Here is a 3,947-nt window from a genome sequence, read left to right as displayed (position 1 = left end):
GTCGTCGAGACGTGGGCGGAGACGGACGCGCCGCCGCCCCTCTGCCCCCACTGCGGCGGTCTGCTGCGGCCCGACGTGGTCTGGTTCGGCGAGGCGCTGCCGGTCGACGCGCTGGAGCGCGCCTTCGCCGCTGCCCGCGCCGCCGAGGTGTTCCTGACCGTCGGTACGTCCGGCCTCGTCCAGCCGGCGGCCTCGCTGCCGCTGGAAGCGCTGGATGCCGGCGCGGTCGTGGTGGAGATCAACCCCGACGAGACGCCGCTCTCCCGCTGGATGACCCACACCCTGCGCGGCCCGTCCGGCCGCATCCTGCCGGCGCTGGTGAGCGCGGTTTGGGGTGAAGAATAGGACGCAGATAACGCTGATTCGGACGCTGATTTCCGCTGTCAAGCCAGAATCAGCGCCATCTGCGTCCCATTCTTTGTAGCCCATCGCCGCGCTATCTGTTATCATCCGGCCAATCTGAGCTAATCGCTTCCATGCGAGCCCCGCTATGAGCAAGACGGATAACCCCGCCCCCCTGAACCCCCTCTTTCTGGAGATACTGCGTTGCCCCGTGGCCGTGCGCGACAAGACGCACAGCCCTGACCCCGGCCGGCTGCGGCTTGTCCGCGGCTGTTGGCTGGTGTGCGATGAGTCGGGCATGAAGTACCCGATTCGCGACGGCATTCCCATCATGATGATCGAGGAGGGCGAGAAGTGGCGCGGCGTGGCCGAAGAGGCGCTCCCTGTCCCACCGCCCCCCGGCTGATCGTTCGTTGTAGTACAGGATTCTTATCCTGTGCTCGGCACAACCATAGCACGCTCGGTCAGGAATGGCCGAGCGACGCCAGCGACGATTTGATGAAGACGATTCTGCAGATCGAGGACAACTTCGCCAACAAGCGGCTGGTCGAGCGTGTGCTGGAGCCGCACGGTTATCGGCTGCTGCACGCCGCCGACGGCCAGACCGGCATCGATATGGCCTTCCGCGAACAGCCCGACCTCATCCTGCTCGATATGGGGCTGCCGGACATGGACGGACAGACGCTTGTGGCCGTCTTGCGCGAGTCGCCGCAGTTCGCCTACGTGCCCATTGTGGCGTTGACCGCCTGGCCGGAAGCCATCGCCAACGAGATGGCCTCGCGTTACGGCTGTACGGGCTGCATCTCCAAGCCGATCAGCGTCGCCGAGTTCGCCGGCCAGATCGCGGCCTATTTGGAGGGCTGAGCCGCGCTATCGTCGCCGGGATCAGGCGTCCACCGCGACACACATCGTAGGGGTAGAAAATCTGCGAAATCTGTGGATGCTTCTTCCCCCAGCAAGGAACCATCAGAAGTACCCAAGATGATCCTTTTACCTGCCAGCGAGTTCACCCTTGATGAGCTGACCGACGCCTATAACCAGACCCGCACCGACTACCTCATCCCCATGCCCATGAACCCGGCGCGGCTGGGCGAGTACATCACCCTCTATGACGTGGACATGGTCGCCTCACGCGTGGCCGTCACCGGCGAGCAGGTCGTCGGCCTGGGCATGCTCGGCAAGCGGCCCGGCAGCGGTTGGTTGACGCGCCTGGGCGTGCTGCCGGAGGGCCGCCGGCAAGGGGTCGGCAGCGCCCTCCTGCAAGGATTGCTAGACCAGGCGGAGGCGGAGGGCCTGTCCGAGGTCTGGCTGGAGGTCATCAAGGGCAACGAGCCGGCCCGGCAACTCTTCCTGAAGTACGGCTTCCGGCCGACGCGCGAATTGGTCATCGGCCGCCGGCCGCCGCGGGCCCCGCGCGATATGGCCGCCATCCTGGCCGCGGACAAGATCGACTACCTCCAGCACGACGAGGCCATTGAGTTGCACTGCGACCGGCACGTGCGCCCCAATTGGCTCAACGCGGTCGAGAGCATGCGCAACGTGCGCCGCCTGGCGGCAGTCGAGGAGCCAGGGCGCGAGACGCAGCATCAAACGCCCCACCTGTCGGCCATTCTGGTGAAATTCAAGGACGGCGCGAGCGGCTGGGTCTCCTACCAGGCCACCGCGCTGCAACTCAAGCGCATCTGCCTTGAGGTGCGGCGCGGCGACGAGGCGGCCGTCGCCGCCAATCTGTTGGCGATCCTGCACCGCCTACACGCCACTCAGGACGCCACCATCGAGAACATCCCCGACGATGCCCGCTGGCAAGGCTCGCAGCGCGCGGGGTACTTTGAGGTCTTCCGCCGCATCGAAATGGTGCGCCAGATATAAGAAGAAATGATCCGCAGATTTCGCAGAGTTCAGAAAAATCTGCGTAATCTGCGAAATCTGCGGATTATCTCTTCAAGAGAAGGTCTGAATATGATTGAGCCAGAGGCAGTACTCCGCGCGGCGGAGCGCATTGCGGGCGTGGCCCACGTCACGCCGGTGCTGACGTCGCGGACGCTTGATGAGCGCACCGGCGGCCGCGTCTTCTTCAAGTGCGAGAACTTCCAGCGCATGGGCGCGTTCAAGTTCCGCGGGGCCTATAACGCCATCAGCCGGCTGAGCGACGCCGAACGGGCGGCCGGGGTCATCACCCACTCCAGCGGCAACCACGCCCAGGGCGTGGCCCTGGCCGCGCGGCTGCTGGGCGTGCGCGCCGTCGTCGTCATGCCGGAGGACGCCCCACCCAACAAGCGCGCCGCCACCGCCGGTTATGGCGCGGAGATCGTCACCTGTGACGCCCTCTACCGCGAAGAAGTGACCGCTCAACTCATCGCCGACCATGGCTACACCCTGGTGCACCCCTTCGACAACGACGACATCATCGCCGGGCAGGGCACGGCCGCCCTGGAACTGTTCGACGAGGTGGGCCTGCTCGACTACCTGTTCGTGCCCGTTGGCGGCGGCGGACTGATTAGCGGCTGCGCCCTGGCCGCCCAACTGCGCGCGCCCGACTGCCGCGTCGTCGGCGTGGAGCCGGAGCTGGGCGCGGACGCCAATCGCTCCTGGCGCGACGGCGCGGTTTTCAAGCTCGATGCTGTGCCGGCCACCATCGCCGATGGCCTGCGCACGCGGGCTATCGGCCAGCGCAACCTGGCGATCATGCGCCGCTACCTGGCCGACATGACCACGGCCAGCGAGACCGAGATTCTGGACGCGCTGGAGTTCATCTGGGCGCGGCTGAAGATCGTCGTCGAGCCGAGTTCGGCCGTGGCCCTGGCCCCGCTGCTGGCCGGGCGCTACCCGCTGCCGCCGGGGGCGCGGGTGGGCGTCCTGCTCAGCGGCGGCAACGTCGATGTGAGTGGGTTATTACAGCGGATGCGGAGCGCGGAAGATGGACAGCCGGCGGCCGACGGCGGACGGCCGACAGCGCGCGGCGGTCAGCAGGCATCGGCTGATGGCCGTCCGGCGCGCGTCCTGCTCTGTACGCCGCTGGAGGAGCCGGCCCGCGCCCTGCTGGCCGAGGTCGCCCAACTGGACGAAGCGCCGGACGCCGACGAGGAGACGCTCATCAGCCGCATCGGCGACTACCAGGCGCTCATCGTCGGGCGGCGGCAGTCGATCAGTTCCCACGTCCTCAAGTACGGCTACAACCTGAAGGCCATCGGCAGTCTGGACAGCCACCTCGCCAACATCGACGTGAGCGCCGCGCGCGCCCTGGGCATCGCCATCGGCGCGCCGGCTGACAGCCGCGCCGTCGCCATCGCCGAGCACACCGTCGGCCGCCTGCTGGCGCTGGCCGAGCGGTTCGGCGACGGCCGGCTGGCTGGCAAGACGCTGGGCCTGGTCGGCTACGGCGCGGTCGGCCGCCAGGTGGCCCAACGCGCCGCGGCGTTCGACATGCAAATCCTGGTCAACCAGCCGCGCCTGACGCCCGAGCTGGCCCTCGACCCCGGCGTTCGGGCCACCGACTTCGCCGACCTGCTGCGGCGATCGGACTTCGTCAGCCTGCACATCTCCTTCCGCGGCCACGCCGAGGCGATCATCGGCGCGGATGAGCTGGCGCTGATGAAGCCGTCGGC

Annotated in this window: 5 protein-coding genes and 1 pseudogene; all 6 read left to right on the top strand. The window is 67.6% G+C overall.

The window, feature by feature from the left end:
• A partial coding sequence (locus tag ACE3UY_RS21460; protein WP_374689518.1) for an NAD-dependent deacetylase occupies positions 1–345 on the top strand: 345 nt, incomplete at its 5' end.
• A 145-nt stretch (positions 346–490) separates the two neighbouring features.
• The gene (locus tag ACE3UY_RS21455) at positions 491–748 is read left to right on the top strand and encodes a Trm112 family protein (protein ID WP_374689517.1); all 258 of its coding nucleotides are present in this window, start codon (positions 491–493) and stop codon (positions 746–748) included.
• 92 nt (positions 749–840) lie between these two features.
• Positions 841–1,206 carry a response regulator gene (locus ACE3UY_RS21450; RefSeq protein WP_374689516.1) on the top strand — a complete coding sequence of 122 codons (366 nt, stop codon included), beginning with the start codon at positions 841–843 and terminating at the stop codon, positions 1,204–1,206.
• A gap of 117 nt (positions 1,207–1,323) precedes the next feature.
• Positions 1,324–2,211: a GNAT family N-acetyltransferase gene (locus ACE3UY_RS21445; protein WP_374689515.1), complete on the top strand. Its 888-nt coding sequence runs from the start codon at positions 1,324–1,326 to the stop codon at positions 2,209–2,211.
• Positions 2,212–2,301: 90 nt separating this feature from the next.
• Positions 2,302–3,228, top strand: a pseudogene (locus ACE3UY_RS21440) (pyridoxal-phosphate dependent enzyme); the annotation flags it as partial.
• Positions 3,229–3,243: 15 nt separating this feature from the next.
• Positions 3,244–3,947 (top strand): NAD(P)-dependent oxidoreductase (locus tag ACE3UY_RS21435; protein ID WP_374689519.1); only part of this gene is annotated, 704 nt, incomplete at its 3' end.

The organism is Promineifilum sp. (SeqCode) (assembly GCF_041918635.1).
In the GTDB taxonomy this organism is placed as follows: Bacteria; Chloroflexota; Anaerolineae; order Promineifilales; family Promineifilaceae; genus Promineifilum.
The sequence above is the reverse complement of the archived record's forward strand: the minus strand, read 5'-3'. Positions and strand labels throughout refer to the sequence as shown.